Here is an 18,088-nt window from a genome sequence, read left to right as displayed (position 1 = left end):
TATCGGGACGACCGAGGACTAAGGCGGTTTATCATGCAGACGAACTGGTACGCCGCGGAAGTAAACTCACCCCTTACTTCCGACCAGCTCGCCTCTAAGTTTTACTTGTTAGCTTCGACGAACTGCGCGAACGCCTCGATGAACTGCTTGAGCACGGCGCGCGATTCTTCGTTCGTGATCTTGCCGTCTTCAAGCACGCCGGTGCGGGTGCCGTCGATGTAGGCCTCCGGCTGGCTCATGAGCTTCGGGCCGAAGAACAGGAGCGAGGAGCGCAGCTGCTGCTGAGCGAGCGCGGTTCCGATGCCCGACGGCGAATGTCCGGCCGTCGCAACCGGCTTGCCGGCCAGCGGCCACTCACCGTAGGGGCGCGATGCCCACTCGATCGCGTTGTGGATCGGAGCCGAGTAGGAGCGGTTGTGCTCGGGCGTGATGAACAGGACGCCGTCGGCTTCGTACATGAGGTCCTTGAACTTGCGGGCGGGCTCGGGGAAGTCGTGTTCGTTGTCGCGGTTGAACAGCGGGAGATCCTTGATCTCGGCTTCGACCATTTCTACGCCTTCCGGCGCGAGCTCCACGATGGCTTCTGCCAGTGCGCGGTTGATGGAGTCTTTGGACAGCGATCCGACGACGTAAGCGATCTTCATGATGGAACCTTCCGTTGTTTGAGGGTGCCTCAAGGGCAATACTAACCTGTTTTCTGTAATAATTCTAAACTGCAACGGTTGAATATTCAACTTCTTTTAGTGTGTGGTGTATCACGACGCCGTCTAGGCGGCTTTCGAGTTTAGTGCCGGCTCCCCCGTTGGTCAGTTAGCGCAAACTGCTGGCCGCTTAGCGCAAGCCGCGCGGGCGGTCGAGGGCGAGCCTCACGAGCTCGTCAATGAGCTCGGCATAGGGAATGCCGGTGGCTTCCCACATTGTGGGGTACATCGAAAATGGTGTGAAACCGGGCATCGTGTTGATCTCGTTGATGAGCACCTCGCCGGATTCACGTACGAAGAAGTCCACGCGGGTGAGCCCCTCGCATTCGAAGGCGTCGAAGGCGCGCACCGCCAGCTCGCGCACGGCGTCCGTGGTCTCAGGTGAAATCTGCGCGGGGATCGACATCGTCAGCCCGTCGGTATCTACATACTTGCTTTCGAAATCGTAGAAGCCGGCCGTGGGCGCCTCCAGCAGCACCTCGCCGGGAAGGGAGGCGCGCGCCGGGCCGTCCGCTCCCCCGCCGAGCACGGCCACCTCGATTTCGCGGCCCGCAATGCCCTGTTCGATGACGACCTTCGGATCGTGGCGCTGTGCTTCGTCGACCGCCGCGGCGACGTCGTCGATACGCTCCACTCGCGAAATACCAAGCGAGGATCCCGCGCGAGCCGGCTTCACGTACACCGGGAATTCGAGTTCGGCGACGGCGGCAAGCACCTGGTCGCGTTCGGTGCGCCACTGGCGGGCGGTCACCCCGACGTACGGGCCGACCGGCAAACCGGCGCTGACCAGCACTTTCTTCATCATGTCTTTGTCCATGCCCGCGGCGGACGCGAGCACGCCGCACCCCACGTAGGGCACGTTGGCCATTTCGAACAGGCCCTGGATCGTGCCATCCTCGCCGAATGGGCCGTGAAGAACCGGGAAGGCCACGTCGATCGGGCCGAGTACGCGTGCGTCCGTGCCGTCCGCGGAAAGTTCGAGAAGCGGCTGGCTGCCATCACCCGGTGGCAGGACGATCCGGCGATCCGACTCGGGAACTTCGCCCAGTCCGCTGTCCATCGTCATCGCGGCGGGGTCGACCTCGCCGGGTACCCACGTGCCGTCAGGGCGAATGCCGATGGAGACGACGTCGTAGCGCTGCGGATCGAGTGCGCGCAAAATCCCGCCCGCGGTAATACGCGAAATGGAGTGTTCGCCGGAGGTGCCGCCATAGATGAGTGCTAGTCGAATTTTCTTCACGTGGCGATTCTACCTGCCTTGCCTGCTGGGCGAGAGTAGCGCGCCCGCGATAGCGAGAGTAGCGCGCCACGATGGTGAGAAAGGCTTGCCCGCCAAGAATTGTGTCGGAGCCCCATAGTAGCCTTGACGTAGATCACATAGAAAGGCGGTGGCTGTCATGACCACATCGGAAACTAAGCTGTATCTCGGCAAGCGGCTGTTTGGGCTGTGCGCAGTGGTGGCGCTGACGCTCTCCGGGTGCTCGAACTCTTCTGAAGAGGCCGAAAGCACGCCGAGTGCGACAACGGCGTCGGCGTCGGCAAGCCCCACGGCGACTCCGGAGCCGACTCCCACCGACGAGGTGACGCCCAGCCCTAGCCCCGAGGAACCAGCTTTGCCAGACGTTTCAGTCGCCCAGCGTACCGGCGATTATCTCAAGCCGAACGAACCATCACAGTCGCCTAACTGGCCGCATTCTTTAGGTCAGGCTCTACCAATTGCAGCAGCTGAGGGGCCTGGATACTTCACCATTGAGTACGACGCGAGCGCTGGCGAGATGATCGACTGGTATACGGATGGTTGGGCCGAGGCCGAGCTGGCGGTCGAGGAAGGTTCCGGGCTGCCCATCGATGTGAACGGGAAGCGCGCGTTGCAGATCTTCGTGTCTGGCATCCGCTATCCCGAACCTACAGACCCGCAACTTATTGTTAATCCCGAATATCCCTCAGGGCTGACGGGTTCACATGTGAGCGGGCCGTTCGAAGGCATGCACTCAATCGTCATCGGCGCGGATGAAGACATGCCATACCGCATCGAAACGAAAGAAGATCCGATGACGTTAACGATCTTCTTTGACAAGCCGTAACGCCGGTTAGTCCAGCCGTTCGACGTCGGCGTTGAGCGCCTGGAGCTTTTGCATGAAGTGCTCGTAGCCGCGGTTGATCAAGTCGATGCCTGCAACGTTGGACTCGCCTTCGGCAGCCAGCGCCGCGATGAGGTGCGAGAATCCACCGCGCAGATCGGGCACGGTGATGTCTGCTGCCTGCAAAGGCGTGGGGCCTTGGATGACTGCCGAGTGGTAGAAGTTCGCCTGCCCGAATCGGCAGCGTTTAGAGCCGAGGCACTCGCGGTAAACCTGAATCTTCGCGCCCATCTTATTCAGCGCTTTGGTGAACCCGAAGCGGTTTTCGTACACCGTCTCGTGCACGATGGACACACCCTCTGCCTGCGTGAGTGCCACGACCATCGGCTGTTGCCAGTCAGTCATAAAGCCAGGATGCACGTCTGTTTCTATCGGAAGACTACGAAGCGGCGTACCTGGATGCCAGAAGCGAATTCCGCCGTCGAACACGTCAAACTCCCCGCCCACCTTGCGGTAGACGTTGAGGAAGTTCATCATGGGATCCTGGACGGCACCAAGGATCGTAATATCACCCTTCGTGGCGAGCGCGGCGGCCGCCCACGAGCCAGCCTCGATCCGATCCGGCAAGGCGGTATGTGTGAACCCGTGTAGGCGCTCGACGCCTTCGATGTGAATCGTGCGATCCGTATCCACGGTGATAAGAGCGCCCATCTTCTGCAAGATGGCAATAAGATCCATGATCTCCGGCTCAACGGCCGCACCGCGTAGCTCGGTAATGCCTTTGGCGCGTACCGCGGCCAGTAGGGTCTGCTCGGTGGCGCCCACAGACGGGTACGGAAGTTTCACCTTGCGGGCCTTCAGACCGCTCGGGGCTGTCAGGTGCAGGCCGAGTTCTTGTTCGTCGCGTATCGCGCCGAAATCCTCCAGCACCCGCAGGTGGAAGTCGACCGGGCGATCGCCGATGTGGCAGCCGCCAAGATCAGGGATGAAGGCCTCCCCCAGCCGATGTAGGAGCGGACCACAAAACAGGATAGGGATACGCGAGGAGCCAGCAAGTTCGTCCACCATTGCCGGGTCGGGCAGGTGCAGGCTCGCCGGCGTGATCGTCACGGTTCCTGCGGCTTGATCGTAGTCAACTTCCGCACCATGCATACGCAAAAGCTCAGAGACGACGTCAACGTCCCGGATCAACGGAACATTGCGCAACACGGATGTTTCGTCGGTCAGTAGCGCTGCGACCATCGCTTTCGATACGAGGTTCTTCGCTCCACGCACCCGGATCTCACCGGTGAGCGGGCGTCCGCCGCGCACTTTCAACACTCCAGCCATATCCACCTTCCTGCCAGTCCTGCCATCTTACCGGCATCGGGCGGCGATTCCTATGAGGTGTGCGTCGCGCCGGGTGATCAGCGTGTATCGTTCGGGTGAGCCGATGAGTTTTCCAGAAGGTCAGGTGCTCACGTTTTCGGGCGCTGTTTTTCGCTTGATATGAATAATCCCAATGCGATGGCCTGGAGAGTTAGTCCGATCGCCACACAAATCACGGCGTGGTCACGAAAAACACCTGTCGCGGCGAAACAAGCCACCCCAAGGTAGAAAGCGAAGAATGCCCATTTGCGTTTCGGAATAGACTGATTCTTCATCGGATCCTGCTTCGCTTTACCACAACTACTCAAGAATGATCACGCCGCCATGCTTGCGTATTGCTTCGTGTCTCTTGCAATAAAGCTACCTTGTGGCTTAGAGCTCGTCAAGGTTCACAACCTCGTCGAAGCAATCCATGTTCGTCCGCGAATGAAGAATAACAACGGCCTGGCGTCCGCTCTCATGCATGGCTGCGCGTAAATCCACGAGCGCGGAACGCTCGCCTGCACAGAAATCTCAAACTCCTCAAGAAGCCGGACGCGCTCCACGGTCAGCCGGTGCGCTAGACCAGCTGGTCGTCTGCTCCCACGGGCCGCGCCGATTCCACATGCTCGGCCCCCGCTGTTTTCGCAGGCAGGGTCTTCGGTTTGAAGCTCGGCCGGTTGCGTTCGAACTCGGTGATGAGCTCTTCGTCGCGCAAGGTGATGCCGATGTCGTCGAGGCCCTCCATGAGCATCCACCGCGTGTAGTCATCGATTTGGAACGAGCACGTGAAACCAGCGGCATGCACCTGCCGGTTTTCCAGATCCACGGTCACCTCCGTGCCGGGTTCGTTCTCGAGAATCTTCCACAGCTGTTCGATGTCTTCTTGAGCGACGACGCCGGCCACGAGCCCTTGCTTACCCGAGTTGCCGCGGAAGATATCGGCAAAACGCGGCGCGAGCACGGCCCTAAAACCATAGTCTTTGAGTGCCCAGACCGCGTGTTCGCGCGAGGAACCGGTGCCAAAATCTGGCCCGGCCACGAGCACTGAACCACGCTTGTACTCTTCTTTGTTGAGCACGAAGTCGGGATCCTTGCGCCACGCGTAAAACAGCGCGTCTTCGAAGCCGGTGCGCGATACTCGCTTGAGGAAAACCGCGGGAATGATCTGATCGGTGTCCACGTTCGACCTGCGCAGCGGAACGCCAACGCCGGTGTGCTTAATAAACTTTTCCATGCTTTAACTCCCCCAGTCCTCGAGATTTAGTCGACCAAGTCAGCCGGCGTTGACAGCTTGCCGCGCACGGCCGTCGCTGCTGCCACGAGCGGCGAGACCAGATGGGTGCGCGCGCCCTTGCCTTGGCGGCCTTCGAAGTTACGGTTCGATGTCGACGCCGCTCGCTCACCTGGCGAGAGCTGATCCGGGTTCATGCCCAGACACATCGAGCACCCGGCGTTGCGCCATTCTGCGCCGAAGTCGAGGAACACCTTGTCCAGGCCTTCCTGTTCGGCCTGCAGGCGAACACGCGCCGAGCCGGGTACGACCATGACGCGCACGCCCTCCGCCTTCTTCTTGCCTTTGATCACGTTGACCACGCTGCGCAGGTCTTCGATTCGACCATTGGTACACGAGCCGATGAACACGGTGTCGACGGCGATATCGCGCATCTTCGTGCCCGGCTCCAAGTCCATGTATTCCAAGGCGCGCTCGGCTGCTGCGCGCAGCGTCTCGTCGCCCATGTCGGCAGGATCGGGAACCTCGCCGGAGATCGGAATGCCTTGTCCGGGGTTGGTTCCCCAGGTGACGAAAGGTTCCAGGTCGTCTGCGTTGAGGTCCACTTCGGCGTCGAACACGGCGTCGTCGTCACTGCGCAGAGTCTTCCAATATTCGAGTGCCGCGTCCCACTCTTCGCCCTCGGGGGCGTGCGGGCGGCCCTTGATGTATTCGAAGGTCGTTTCGTCGGGGGCAATCATGCCAGCACGCGCGCCGGCTTCAATCGACATGTTGCAGATCGTCATCCGCCCCTCCATGGAGAGGTTGCGGATGGCCTCGCCGCGGTATTCGAGCACGTAGCCCGAGCCGCCGTTCGTGCCGATTTTCGCGATGACGGCCAAAATGATGTCTTTCGCGGTGGTGCCTGGCTTGAGCTTGCCGTTGACGTTGATCGCCATCGTCTTAAACGGCGCGACCGGCAGGGTTTGGGTGGCCAACACGTGTTCCACCTGGGAGGTGCCGATTCCGAAGGCGAGCGCGCCGAACGCGCCATGCGTGGAGGTATGCGAATCGCCACACACGATGGTCATGCCCGGCTGGGTGATGCCCAGCTGCGGGCCGACGACGTGCACGATCCCCTGGTCGGCATCCCCCAACGAATGCAGACGCACGCCGAAATCCTCGGCGTTTTTACGCAGCGTGTGGATTTGCGTGCGCGAGGTGGGATCAGCGATGGGCAGGTCGATGTTGACCGTGGGCGTATTGTGGTCTTCGGTCGCGATAGTCAGATCGGGGCGGCGAACTTTACGCCCAGCCTGCCGCAGGCCTTCGAAGGCTTGCGGGCTGGTCACTTCGTGAACAAGCTGTAGGTCAATGTAAAGGAGGTCGGGCGCACCGTTCTCGCCTTTTTTGACGATATGATCGCGCCATACTTTTTCTGCTAATGTGCCGCTCATATTTCCTCACTTTTACTGAACTACTGACAAAACTAGCTTGCATCTCATCTCTTGAGATGAGAATATCAGGGTATGGACAATCGTAGCGGAAGTGGCGTCGGAGTTCTAGACAAGGCCACACTAGTTTTATCAGCACTGGAGTCCGGGCCGCTCACGCTCGCCCAGCTCGTCAACGCAACTCACCTTGCCCGCCCCACCGCACATAGGCTTGCGGTTGCCTTGGAATATCACCGTTTCGTGGCTCGCGACGTGCAGGGGCGCTTCACGCTTGGGCCGAGGCTTTCTGAGCTCGCGTCGGCTGCGGGTGAGGATCGTCTCCTTGCTGCAGCTGCGCCCGTTCTCACAGCTTTGCGCGACCACACGGGCGAGTCGGCACAGCTGTTCCGCCGCCAGAACGACCAGCGGGTGTGCGTGGCCGCCGCGGATCGTTCGATGGGTTTGCGTGATTCGATCCCGGTGGGTGCCACGCTGTCGATGCACGCCGGTTCGGGCGCGCAAGTTCTGCTGGCATGGGAAGAGCCGGATAAGCTTCATCGCGGCCTACACGGAGCAGAGTTTACGGCCACGATTCTTTCAGCGGTACGACGCCGTGGCTGGGCTCAGTCGATTGGCGAGCGTGAAGCAGGGGTCGCCTCTATTTCGGCGCCTGTGCGCGGGCCGTCGGGGCGCGTGATTGCTGCCGTGTCGATCTCCGGGCCGGTGGAACGCATGGGCCGCCAGCCTGGACGCCAGCATGCGGCCGCCGTCGTCGCTGCAGCAAACCGGCTTACGGAGATTCTCAAGCGTACCGAGGAACTGTAACAAGCGCGGCGGAACTTCGACAATCACGGCGGAACTTTGATCTGCGCAGGCGAGCTCTGATTTTCGCGCCGTTGGCCGCCAGACTCGTCGGTGGAGCCAGATAGACTGAAGGCATGGACTCAGGGATGAAGAAGACGCTGCTCGTGACCAACGATTTCCCGCCGCGTGCGGGAGGTATCCAAACCTTCCTCGAAGGTTTCGTAGGAGAGCTCGATCCTGCCCAGCTCGTCGTCTATGCGTCCACTCCCCCAGATTCCGACGCCGCTAGCGGTGCCGAGCTCGCCCGCGACTACGATGAACGCCAGGCGTACACGGTGGTGCGCTATCCCGGCACGGTCATGTTGCCCACACCCGAGGTCAAGCGGCAGATGCAGGCGGTTATTCACGAGCACGAAGTCCACAACGTGTGGTTTGGAGCCGCCGCTCCGCTGGGGATTTTGGCGAACGCGGCACGCGAGGCCGGAGCCGCTCAGGTTATCTCCACCACTCACGGGCATGAAATCGGCTGGTCGATGATCCCCGGCGCCCGCCAGATTTTGGAGAAGGTGTTCGCCGACGCCGACGTGGTCACCTACCTGACGAAGGCCACTTTGCGGCGGCTCAAGCCTTTCATTGGTGGCACGCGGATCATGCAGCTGCACGGAGCGATTGATCCCGAACAGTTCGCGTTTGACGAGCAGGCGCGCGCCGAGTTGCGTGCCCGTTACGGGCTGGGCGACGCGCCCGTCGTCGTGTGTATTTCCCGGCTGGTGGAACGCAAGGGTCAAGATCGGCTGATTGAGGCGTGGCCGTCGGTGGTGGCCAATCACCCGCAGGCGAAGCTTGTGATCGTGGGCAAGGGCCCGTACGGCAGCAAACTGGAGCAGATGGCCGCGCGCTCGCCCGTGTCGAGTTCGATTGTGTTCACGGGCGAAGTGCCCTACAGCGAACTTCCGGCGCATTACTCGCTTGGTGACGTGTTCGCGATGCCCGCACGCACCCGCGGCGGCGGGCTAGATATCGAGGGGCTGGGGATCGTCTACTTGGAGGCCTACGCGGCAGGGCTGCCCGTGGTTGCCGGCGATTCGGGCGGCGCGCCCGAGGCCGTGCTCAACGGGAAAACCGGTCTTGTGGTCAACGGCAATTCGGTGCCAGCAATCGTGGCGGCCGTCGATTACTTCCTCTCCGATCCGCAGCGTGCCAAAGAGATGGGCGAGGCCGGCCGGCAGTGGGTGGATGCTAAGTGGCGCTGGTCGGATGTGGCTAAGCCGTTGCTGGAGCTGCTGTCGTGACTGCCACGATTGCCCTGGCTGGCTGTTCGAACCCGCCGCTTGCGTGGCTACGCGACGAGCTGGATAACTGGCGCGGCGTCGTCGAAAGTGCCGGATATCGCGTCGATACGCGGATGGTGGACCGCTTCACCGGGTGCGAATCGACGGCAGGCGCTGGCCGAGCGTGGCGAATACCCCCGCAGGTGCGAGCGGACGTGGTGACGGAACTTTTTGCTGATGACGCCGTGGACGCTATTTTTGACGTGACCGGCGGCGACCTCGCGAACGAGGTGCTGGAGCTCATCGACTGGAGCGTGGTGCGGGCGAACCCGAAACCGTTCGCCGGGTTTTCCGACCTGTCGACCGTGGTCAACGCGATCACGGTAGTCGACGGGCAGCGCGCGGTATTGTGGAATCCCAGAACAGTGACCGTGCGCGGGGCGGGTGACATCGCGGCGATTCTCGACGGCGCACCTATCCGCCCGCAGATCACCGGCGAGGGCCCGCTTCCCGAGGCGCCGATCATCGGGGGTAACGTGCGCTGTTTTGCCAAGCTGGCGGGCACGCGGTTTTGGCCGAACGCGGACGGCCGGCTCGTCTTGCTCGAGGGGCTAGGGCCGGGGCTGGAGGCGTGCGCCTCCTACATGGAGCAAATGCGCCAGCTGAGGTTGTTCGACCGCGCGGCTGGGCTGATCCTCGGCCAGTTCACCGCGATAGACGGCGACGGCGAACGCGAGGCGCTGATCGGCGTCGCACGTGAGATCACCGGGCTCGACGTGTGGGAGGCGCCGCAGGTCGGGCACTCGCGCGATAGTGCTCCTGTGACCATCGGCTAACGATTCGTCGCTATCAGTCCGTATGATGGACGCCATGACGAATAACCCTCTTCTTAGCGAATCCACCCTTCCCTACCGCGTGCCGGATTGGCGGGCAATCAAGCCCGAACATATTTTGCCGGCTGTCACCGAGCTTATGGCTCGGCAACGGGAGGCGTGGGAGGCCGTGGCGACGAACCCGGAGCAGGCCACTGCCGAGAACACGGTTCACGCGCTGGAAGATTCGGGGTTAGCGCTCGATTTGGCGCTCAATGCCGCGTTCACGCTCGTCTCGTCGATTGGCGGTGACGAGCTGGAGGCCGTGCAGGCCGAGCTCATGCCAATGCTCACCGAGCACGGCAATGCCTACCGGCTCGATAAGCGGATTTACGAGCGTTTCGTGGCGATCGACGTCGCCGATCTGGATCCGGAAACCCGCCGATACGTGGAGGAAGAGATCAAGGCCTTCCGCCTGTCGGGTATCGAACTCGACGACGCCGGGAAGGCTCGGCTGCGCGAACTGGACGCCGAACTGTCTGCCCTCGAAGTGGAGTTCTCGCAGCGTGTGGTCAAGGCGATGGAGGACAACGCCCCCGTGTTTGATAGCGCCGAGGAGCTCGAGGGCGTTCCGGCGGATCGGCTCGAAGCTGCGAAGCAGGAGGATGGCACGTATCGGTTCGCCTTGGAGAATTTTACGAACCAGACCCTGCAGCTTGATCTTGTGAGGCCGGAGTCGCGGGCGAAGGTGTTGGAGGCGTCGATGTCGCGCGGTCTTGGCGAGCACGCAAGCTCGGACACGCGCCAGACCGTGCTCGATATTGCGCGCTTGCGCGCCGAGCGTGCCGAACTTCTCGGCTATCCGTTCCACGCGCAGGCCGTCGCCGAGGCCGGTATGGCCAGGGATTCGCAGGCCATCGTCGATCTGCTGGGCTCGGTTGCCCCTAAGGCCGTGGCGGCCGTGGACCGCGACCGCGAAGAGCTGGAGAAGCTGGCGGCCGCGGACGGCTGCGAGTTGACCGCCGCTGACTACACCTACTATCAGGAAAAGCTACGCGCCCGCCTAGGTCTGGACGATAACGCGCTACGGCCCTACCTCAAGCTTGACAACGTGGTGGAAAACGGCATCTTCTACGCAGCGGAAAAGCTCTATGGGATCACGTTTAAAGAGCGGGATGACATCGCCGGCTACGTGCCCACTATGAAGACCTGGGAAGTGTTTGACCCGAACGGCGAGGGCATCGGCTTGTTCCAGGCTGATTTCTATCGCCGCCCGGGTAAGTCGGGTGGCGCGTGGATGAACTCGGCGGTGGACGCCTCCACGCATGACGGCACCAAGCCCGTGATCCTCAACAACTGCAATTTCGCTGAGCCTGCGCCCGGCGAGCCCACGCTACTCACGTGGGATCACGTGATTACGGTGTTCCACGAGTTTGGTCATGCCTTGCACGGCCTGCTTTCGCGTACAACCTACCGTTCGCTTGCTGGTACCTCGGTGGCCCGGGATTTCGTGGAGATGCCCTCGCAGCTTAATGAGATGTGGGCCTACCATCCGCAGGTGATGGCTAACTACGCCGTCCACCACGCCACCGGCGAGCCGCTTCCGGCTGACTTGGTGGCAAAGCTAACTGAGGCCGCGACGTTCGGGCAGGCGTTTGCCACCACCGAGTTTGTGGCTGCCGCTCTCATTGATCAGGCCTGGCACCGGCTCGGCCCGGATGAGATTCCCGCTGATGTGGACGAGTTCGAGGCTCACGCCCTTGCCGAGTTTGGCGTGGCACACGAGCTTGTTCCGCCGCGGTATCGTTCCGCGTTCTTTGCTCACACGTTTGGTGGCGGCTACGACGCCGGATACTACTCGTACATGTGGGCCGAAGTGCTTGTGGGCGATCTGGAGGATTGGTTCCGTACCGAGGGCGCTATTGACGGCGACGGCGGGCTCAACCGCACAGCTGGCGAGAAGTATCTGACGGAGTTGCTGAGCCGCGGTAATTCGCGCGACCCGATGGAATCGTTTGTGGCGATTCGCGGCCGGGAGCCGCGAGCTGAAGCGTTGTTGGAACGCCGCGGACTCGCCTGAGATGCCAGCTTGCTTGCCGGGCGTTTAGCAGGCGTCTGCCCGATGCCGGGCGGGCCTGTCCGCTTGGTCTTTAGCCGGCTTGTTTGCGTATGTTTCGGATTCGCTGCGCGGCTTTTCGTAGCCGAGCTTCCACAGCAACACTCCGAGCCCTACGGTTCCGAGTACGAACACCACCGCCCACATCGGAAATCCGGGGTGGGTGGGCTCGCCGGCACGCGCTAAATCTGCGGCTGGGGTGGGCCAGATGCGTTCGCCGGTGACGAGCACCCGGTGGGTGTTGACGCCGAGCGGAGTACATGTGACGAGGGTGACGAGGTCGTGCCCGGAATCCACGCGAAGTGATTCGGTGTCTTCGGGTTCGACAGTGGAGATTTTCGTGACCTTGTAGGTGAGGATCCGGCCGAAGGTTTCGAGTGTGAACGTGTCGCCAACTTCGAGTTTCGGCAGGTTGTCGAACATTGTGGCATTCGCAAGGCCGCGGTGTGCCGTGATCACAGAATGAGTGTTCTCCCCACCTACGGGCAACGAGCTTCCTTCGAGGTGGCCGGCGCCTTTGAGGAGCGTGTCATCGTCGGTGCCGTGGTAGATGGGAAGGTCAACGCCGATCGTTTCGATGCGGAGCCGCGACATGATTTTCGATGGTGAGGAGCTGAGTATCGAGTAGTAGTCGAGGTCGTTGTCGGCAAGTTGGCCTGACGACGTCGGGATCCGCTCGTTGGAGAGCAGGTCGACGCCCATGTTGAGTGCTTTATTGTATTGTTCTGCTTTGGCCAGTTCGGATTTTTGTAGGGAGTCGTCGCTGACTTCTTCTACGTACCGGCTAGCCGCGTGGGATTGGTTGACTTCGTTGAGCCACGAGGAGGCGAAGGGGTATGTGCCGAGTAGTAGGCCGACAAACGCGAACACAACCCCGATCACTAGGGTTGGTGACGGCTTCCATGCGCGTCGGATCGGGGTTGTGTTCACGTATTGCCTAGATGCTACTGGCGGTTATGCCTGGTTACGACGGCGAACCGTCGCCACGATCAGGCCACCGGCTGCAACGAACAGGAGGCCTGCCGAACCGAGGAGGATCAGCTTACCGGTTGCACCCGTCAGGGGCAGACCGGGAACGAGAGGCTTTACGTTCTCAACCTTCAGGTCGTAGGTGTCAACCTGAGTTTCGCCAGCGGTGACCTTAACTGGCTGGACGTCAGCCTTGATGTATCCAACAGGCGGCTCGGTCTCTTCGAGCACGTAGCAACGCGTATCCGAGGACTTACCTTCGGTTACAACGGCGCCCGAAGCATCTTCCTTCTCGTACATCGACGAGACGAAGAGACCGGAGATCTTCACTAGGCCGTTCTCGTCAGACTCGAAAGTGTTCTTTCCATCGACCGTGATCGGCATTGCGGCGTCAGCCTTTTCGGCCTTGCACACGCCATCCGTTGGGTACGGATCCTTGGCTTCGAAGATCTGGAACTTCGCGTCGCGAAGCGGCTTCGACTCATCGTTGTCTGCAAACTTCAGGATGCGGAGGTCGCCCCACTTGGTACGGACCTTTTCAGATGGGGTTCCCGGCTTGGACGGGTCGAATCCCTTGTCGGGGCTCGAGGAGTAGGTCGCATCGTTTTCGATGGTGCCGTTACCGATCGAGGTCACGGTGGTGGAGAAGACGACGACCACATTCTTGCCCTGGTTATCCTTGAGCTTCGTCAGGCCGTCATTGATGAAGTGGACGCGTGCCGTCTGCCCGTCAACCTTGACTTCGTAATCAACATCCTTCGTCAGAGGCTGGTTATCGATCGAAACAGATTCGACCACGTTATCCAGTGCGATCGAGAGACGATCGTCGAACTTATCGGACACCACGTAGTGGGTGAACGTGTCGTAGCCCTCGGGCAGAGCCGGGATCGAGGACGTCACGGTGAACTTCACGTTAGAGCCGAGGCCGAGGTCTTCCTGCTTCACGTTTTCCTTCGTGATCTCACCGAGCTCGTTCTTCGGGTAAGCGTGAACGTCGTAGAGCCACTTCTTCGATGCCTTGGCAGGATCAGCCGGGGTCGCTGCCGCGTCCTCGTACGGGAACGGAACGGTGATCACAAACGGACGAGCCGGGGTGACGACGGATGCCGGTGCGTCCGTCTCACAGACGAGGTATGCGGCAATCTTCGGAGCGTCCGTGTTATCAGTGCGGTTACCCCACGTAGCCGTACCATCAGCAAGTGTAGTGAGCTTCTTAACTTCCTGAACTTGGAAATCAGTGCTATCGACCGTGAACGAATTGTTGGTAGCAACAGCCGTACACGCGTTCGTCGGCACAGTGTTCGTTCCCGCATCCGGTGCGCCGAGAGTTGACGAGAGGGTTTCCCAGCCAGCGTGCGTGTTCAAATCGACGTTGGTGATTTCGTAGAGCGTGAACTGCACGTCGGCGATCGCGTCGCCTTCAACGTTTCCGGTGCCGTCCGGCTTCGCCGCCGTGTTGCCCTTTGTCTCGTGCTTGTGAATGGTAAGGGACCGTGGTGTGTCCGGATTGATGTTATCGGGTACGGCGTATGCGGCGCTACCGGCAGCGATTGCACCGCCGAATGCTAGCGCGGCCGTGACCGCGACAGCAAAGCCTTTACGAAGGCTCCTTGTCGATCTCATTATCTTTCTCTTTCTGTGTTGTGATGACTAACGAATTAGCCCTACTTGGTGGTGCGCCTCCGCCACCACCAAGTGGCGGTGATCGCAGTAGCTCCTATCACGACCAGCGCTGCTGCGCCGATCAGGAATGCGTCCCGACTCATCCCGCCCGTTAGCGGCATTCCAGGCACTGACGGGTTGGTGTTGACGAATCGGTAAATCTTGTGTTCCCCTGGGTAGTCTGTTGACACGACGGTTGTGGGATTGCCGTATTCGTCAACGACGGACTCCCACACGTCTGGATCGTCCCAGCTCGACGAGTCATACGGGTTCTTCGGATCGCCTATATAGACCTCAAGGTTGTTGTAGAGGTATGCGACGTCGGACGTTTCGGAGAGCGTGTACTTGTGCCCGGGTTTGACGAACATCGTGTTCGCCTGATTCGGCTCGTTGCTTCCCGCAACGTTGTCAAGCTTCGGCAAGTTAGGTACAGGTTGGCCGTCATCCCCCGCGTCCGGAGTTGCACTGAGTTTAATCTGCGCTGGGTCTCCGGTTGGGAAGTCCTTGAGAACGGTAATTGCCGACGTCGTGTTAGTAACGAAGCAGATAACATCAATGTCTGACGGGAGATTGACGGTTGCTGTGCCGTCGCCCTTGGCTTCGAATAAACGGCCGCGGCTTTGTAGCAAACTACCGTGGCTTTGCATGGCGAATCCATAGGGTTCACACGTCCAATCGTAAGACAGATCCTGCTCGTAATACGGCCGCGTGTCAGGGATGACCTCGCTGAGCGTGTAGGTTCCCGCACTGAGGTTCTCAACAGTCACCGATTTCGCGTTTCCGTACAGCGAGGCATCGTCCGTAGGGGAAGCGTCAACGGCGTAGTCGGTTGCGCCTTCCTTTTGGGCGCGGAGCTTGAACTCGCTCGGATCGGCCGCCTCAAGGATCCCGTACGTCGGCTCATCCTCGACGATCTTGACGAGCGTCAGATTTGACCTCGGCGTATTGGTGAACTGACAGTTCACTGACTGTATTGGGAGCCCGGCCGTTCCACTCGGACCGGGAATAACAACCTTGTAGGTCAGGTAATTAGTGGCAGCCGGATTCGGCTCATACGGTGTGGCAGTCAGTTCCTGAGGCTGCCCGCCGTCTTTCGTGACGGTACAAGTCAGTTCCTTGTCATAAGCGTTGAACGCCTGGTCACTGACCTCGAGCTGGCCACCCTCATTGTCTCTCTTGAACCGTTCCGTGATGTAGTAGGTGGTACCAGCCTTGATCGGCGACGTGATCTTCTGATTTTGCACGCCCGGAGCGTTGCCAGCAGTCGTCACCGAAGCTACCGCGGCGTTGTCGAGCGGTGCGCTCACATCATCGGGTGCTTTCTCGGTGACGATCAAATCCACCTGATCAGACACGTCGCGCCTGCCCTCGAAATTCTTAGTCACTTCGAGCGTGGCGGGCGTGTTCGTGAACTGGCAGCTCACAGCCGGATCAGCATAAGAGCCGTCGGTGAGATCAGCGGGCAACGTGACTTTGTGGATCACAAAACCTTGAGCCGGATTTGTATCTGCGGGCGCGGTGTTTACGTTGACCCTGGTGCCGTCGGCTTTCTTGGCCGTACACGTCAATGCCTTGTTGTATTGCGTGTATGCGGTGCCGTCTTCTTGACCGTTCCGAAGGAACTGTTCGGCAACATAGTAGGTGCCGCCTGCACTCACCGGGGTGGGAGCAATCTTTTGATCTTGGACGCCCGTAGCGGTACCTGCCGTGGTTGCTTCTGCCAGCGGGTCAGTGAAGTCTGGGGTGTTGTTGAGCACCAGTTTCACCTGGTCCGACGAATCGGCACGCCCGGCGAAATTCTTCGTGACGTCAATCTGTACCGGCGTGTTCGTGTATCGGCAACTGATAGCTGGCTCGGGGTAATCAGCTGTTGCCAACTCCGCAGGAATCGTGACCTTATTCGTCACATAGTTTTCGCCAACCACGTGGGGTGTAACGGGCAGATGTTCAACGCTACCTGGCTGTTTACTCATGGTACACGTGAGCTGCTTTTGGTAGCTCTTCATAGCATCCGCACTCGGGGTGCCATCACGAAGGAAACGCTCTGTAATGAAGTAGTCGTGCCCAGTTCGTACCACGGCTGGGCCAATGTACTCTGGCTGCACGCCGTTCTCCGTACCAGCTGTGGTTACTTGAACATACGGATTATTGATGTCGTCTGACGTGCCGAGGATCAATTCGGCCTGATCCTTCGAATCAGCTCTCCCCTTAAAATCTTTATCCACCAGAATCGTTGGCGGGAAATTACACGACGCCAAATCCTGAGACGTCTGCCCCTGAGTCATCAAGGTTTTGGATACCGGTTTCCAATCTTCGCCGAGCTGTTCCCCGGTCGCCGCACTGAGTTTCCGCACCGCGGTCTCGCCAGAATGCACGTATCCGGCGACCATGGTTCCATCACGATTCACCGCAAGGCCGTTGAACATTACCCCGCCGCTTGCCCACGTCCCGTAAGGATTCTTTTTCGGTAGCGGAGCTGTAGCGATAGCCTTGCCTGGGTCGGCAATCGCCGCGTCGAGAGCTGCCTTGCGCACAGTCACAAGGCGGCCGTCTCCGGTGGTGGCGTTGTGGTACAGGATCATCATGTTGCCCTGAGCGTCGAACGCCAGATCGCCATTCGTTGAATAACTTGTCGGGTCTAAGTGACTATCCCAATTCCGCCGGAAAGAATCGACCTCGACAAGACCAACGTGTCGCACAACCCCATGGCCACTCGGATTGTGCGAAAACTCGTAGAGATGGAAATAAACTGAGTACTGCCAGTAAAATCTATGCCAGTACCTATTTCCCCATCTGTCGTATCGATATTCCCCGACATCTTTGTCAACGGTTTTATAGCCGCCAAAGTAGAACTTGCCATCCTTGTTCGGCGACATGCCACCAGCGATCAGATAGAAGTTATTCCCAATGCCGCCAAGGTTATATCGGGCGTCAAAGACCTTTTTGGTCTCGTTACTGGCCGCATCCCAGCGATAAATCTCTAAAAACGGCGACGAGTTACGCTGCTTTTGAATATTGTAGGCGTATGCGACTTTGCCGTTATCTCCTACAGCCAAGCCGTTGTACTTGCCGTTCCTCTTCGGACTGTTGGGATCCTGCATCGTGAAAACACGTTCAGGATCTGTTCCCTTAGCACCGCCGCCGGTGAGCTTCCACACCTGGCCGTCGTCCAAGCTCAGCCCGTAGTAGACGCCCGGATCACAGCTCAGCGCATTCGCGCTCCGCGACGTGCCCGAAAAGCCCATCTGCTGCGCACCGCGAGAATGCGCTGATAGGGCAGGCCCCTGTTCCAAGGAATATCTGCCCTGCTCGAGGATGTCAGCTTGAGAAGAAGCAGGTTCAAGTGCTTCCGCCTCTTGTTCTTGCTGAACGGGCGCGGGGGCTTCCGGCGCCTCGGCGTCGTCGGCCGGACTGGTGTCGTCTACCGGTGCAGGGTCAGAACTTAATCCCCCTCCCGCGGGATTTTCGGAGGTCTGAGAATTCTCGTCCGCACCTTCTAATGGCGCACTAACGGCAAAACTTCCCTGAAAAATCGTTAACATGAGGAACACAGAAAGAACAACCGCGAAAACCGCACGCCACGGCGTCGCCAACCTTGTGTACCGACCAGACCGTGAGCTGACCTTAGCCATGCCCCTCCTCACCAGTGCAACACGCATCGGATCACCCATGAAAAGCG

Annotated in this window: 14 protein-coding genes; 5 read left to right on the top strand and 9 right to left on the bottom strand. The window is 60.1% G+C overall.

The window, feature by feature from the left end; translation table 11 throughout:
* Positions 1 to 101: 101 nt before the first annotated feature.
* On the bottom strand, positions 102 to 644 hold the full coding sequence (locus EL234_RS08660) for an NADPH-dependent FMN reductase (RefSeq protein WP_126417071.1): 543 nt from the start codon (positions 642 to 644) through the stop codon (positions 102 to 104).
* 187 nt (positions 645 to 831) lie between these two features.
* The gene (locus EL234_RS08655; protein ID WP_126417070.1) at positions 832 to 1,941 is read right to left on the bottom strand and encodes a D-alanine--D-alanine ligase family protein; all 1,110 of its coding nucleotides are present in this window, start codon (positions 1,939 to 1,941) and stop codon (positions 832 to 834) included.
* 157 nt (positions 1,942 to 2,098) lie between these two features.
* Here EL234_RS08655 and EL234_RS08650 point away from each other — a divergent pair, with 157 nt between their 5' ends.
* Positions 2,099 to 2,785, top strand: a complete 687-nt coding sequence (locus tag EL234_RS08650) for an AMIN-like domain-containing (lipo)protein (protein ID WP_126417069.1) — start codon at positions 2,099 to 2,101, stop codon at positions 2,783 to 2,785.
* Positions 2,786 to 2,791: 6 nt separating this feature from the next.
* On the opposite strand, the gene murA is transcribed toward EL234_RS08650, so the two are convergent.
* The 4 genes from murA to leuC all read right to left on the bottom strand — a co-directional run bounded on the left by murA (position 2,792) and on the right by leuC (position 6,799).
* Positions 2,792 to 4,111, bottom strand: coding sequence for a UDP-N-acetylglucosamine 1-carboxyvinyltransferase (gene murA, locus EL234_RS08645; RefSeq protein ID WP_126417068.1), 1,320 nt, complete (start codon positions 4,109 to 4,111; stop codon positions 2,792 to 2,794).
* A gap of 128 nt (positions 4,112 to 4,239) precedes the next feature.
* Entirely contained in the window at positions 4,240 to 4,425 is a 186-nt protein-coding gene (locus tag EL234_RS08640) for a hypothetical protein (RefSeq protein WP_126417067.1), read from the bottom strand.
* 284 nt (positions 4,426 to 4,709) lie between these two features.
* Positions 4,710 to 5,366: a 3-isopropylmalate dehydratase small subunit gene (gene leuD, locus EL234_RS08635; RefSeq protein ID WP_126417066.1), complete on the bottom strand. Its 657-nt coding sequence runs from the start codon at positions 5,364 to 5,366 to the stop codon at positions 4,710 to 4,712.
* 26 nt (positions 5,367 to 5,392) lie between these two features.
* Positions 5,393 to 6,799, bottom strand: coding sequence for a 3-isopropylmalate dehydratase large subunit (leuC, locus tag EL234_RS08630; RefSeq protein WP_126417065.1), 1,407 nt, complete (start codon positions 6,797 to 6,799; stop codon positions 5,393 to 5,395).
* Between the two features lie 72 nt (positions 6,800 to 6,871).
* Here leuC and EL234_RS08625 point away from each other — a divergent pair, with 72 nt between their 5' ends.
* The 4 genes from EL234_RS08625 to EL234_RS08610 all read left to right on the top strand — a co-directional run bounded on the left by EL234_RS08625 (position 6,872) and on the right by EL234_RS08610 (position 11,742).
* Positions 6,872 to 7,600, top strand: coding sequence for an IclR family transcriptional regulator (locus EL234_RS08625; RefSeq protein WP_126417064.1), 729 nt, complete (start codon positions 6,872 to 6,874; stop codon positions 7,598 to 7,600).
* Between the two features lie 113 nt (positions 7,601 to 7,713).
* Complete coding sequence (locus EL234_RS08620; protein ID WP_277870827.1) at positions 7,714 to 8,871, top strand: glycosyltransferase family 4 protein; 1,158 nt, start codon at positions 7,714 to 7,716, stop codon at positions 8,869 to 8,871.
* Entirely contained in the window at positions 8,868 to 9,686 is an 819-nt protein-coding gene (locus EL234_RS08615; protein ID WP_126417063.1) for an LD-carboxypeptidase, read from the top strand. The genes EL234_RS08620 and EL234_RS08615 overlap by 4 nt, the downstream gene beginning before the upstream one ends.
* A gap of 34 nt (positions 9,687 to 9,720) precedes the next feature.
* Positions 9,721 to 11,742, top strand: a complete 2,022-nt coding sequence (locus EL234_RS08610) for a M3 family metallopeptidase (protein WP_126417062.1) — start codon at positions 9,721 to 9,723, stop codon at positions 11,740 to 11,742.
* A gap of 24 nt (positions 11,743 to 11,766) precedes the next feature.
* Here the strand turns inward: EL234_RS08610 and EL234_RS08605 are convergent, their stop codons facing one another.
* From EL234_RS08605 to EL234_RS08595, 3 genes are read right to left on the bottom strand one after another with little or no spacing between them, the layout of a single operon-like run.
* Positions 11,767 to 12,708 carry a class C sortase gene (locus EL234_RS08605; RefSeq protein ID WP_126417061.1) on the bottom strand — a complete coding sequence of 314 codons (942 nt, stop codon included), beginning with the start codon at positions 12,706 to 12,708 and terminating at the stop codon, positions 11,767 to 11,769.
* 24 nt (positions 12,709 to 12,732) lie between these two features.
* The gene (locus tag EL234_RS08600; RefSeq protein WP_126417060.1) at positions 12,733 to 14,370 is read right to left on the bottom strand and encodes a SpaH/EbpB family LPXTG-anchored major pilin; all 1,638 of its coding nucleotides are present in this window, start codon (positions 14,368 to 14,370) and stop codon (positions 12,733 to 12,735) included.
* A gap of 41 nt (positions 14,371 to 14,411) precedes the next feature.
* Positions 14,412 to 18,041, bottom strand: a complete 3,630-nt coding sequence (locus tag EL234_RS08595; RefSeq protein ID WP_126417059.1) for a hypothetical protein — start codon at positions 18,039 to 18,041, stop codon at positions 14,412 to 14,414.
* Between the last annotated feature and the right edge of the window lie 47 nt (positions 18,042 to 18,088).

This window comes from Trueperella bialowiezensis, assembly GCF_900637955.1.
In the GTDB taxonomy this organism is placed as follows: Bacteria; Actinomycetota; Actinomycetes; order Actinomycetales; family Actinomycetaceae; genus Trueperella; species Trueperella bialowiezensis.
This window is presented reverse-complemented; position numbering and strand designations above follow the sequence as displayed.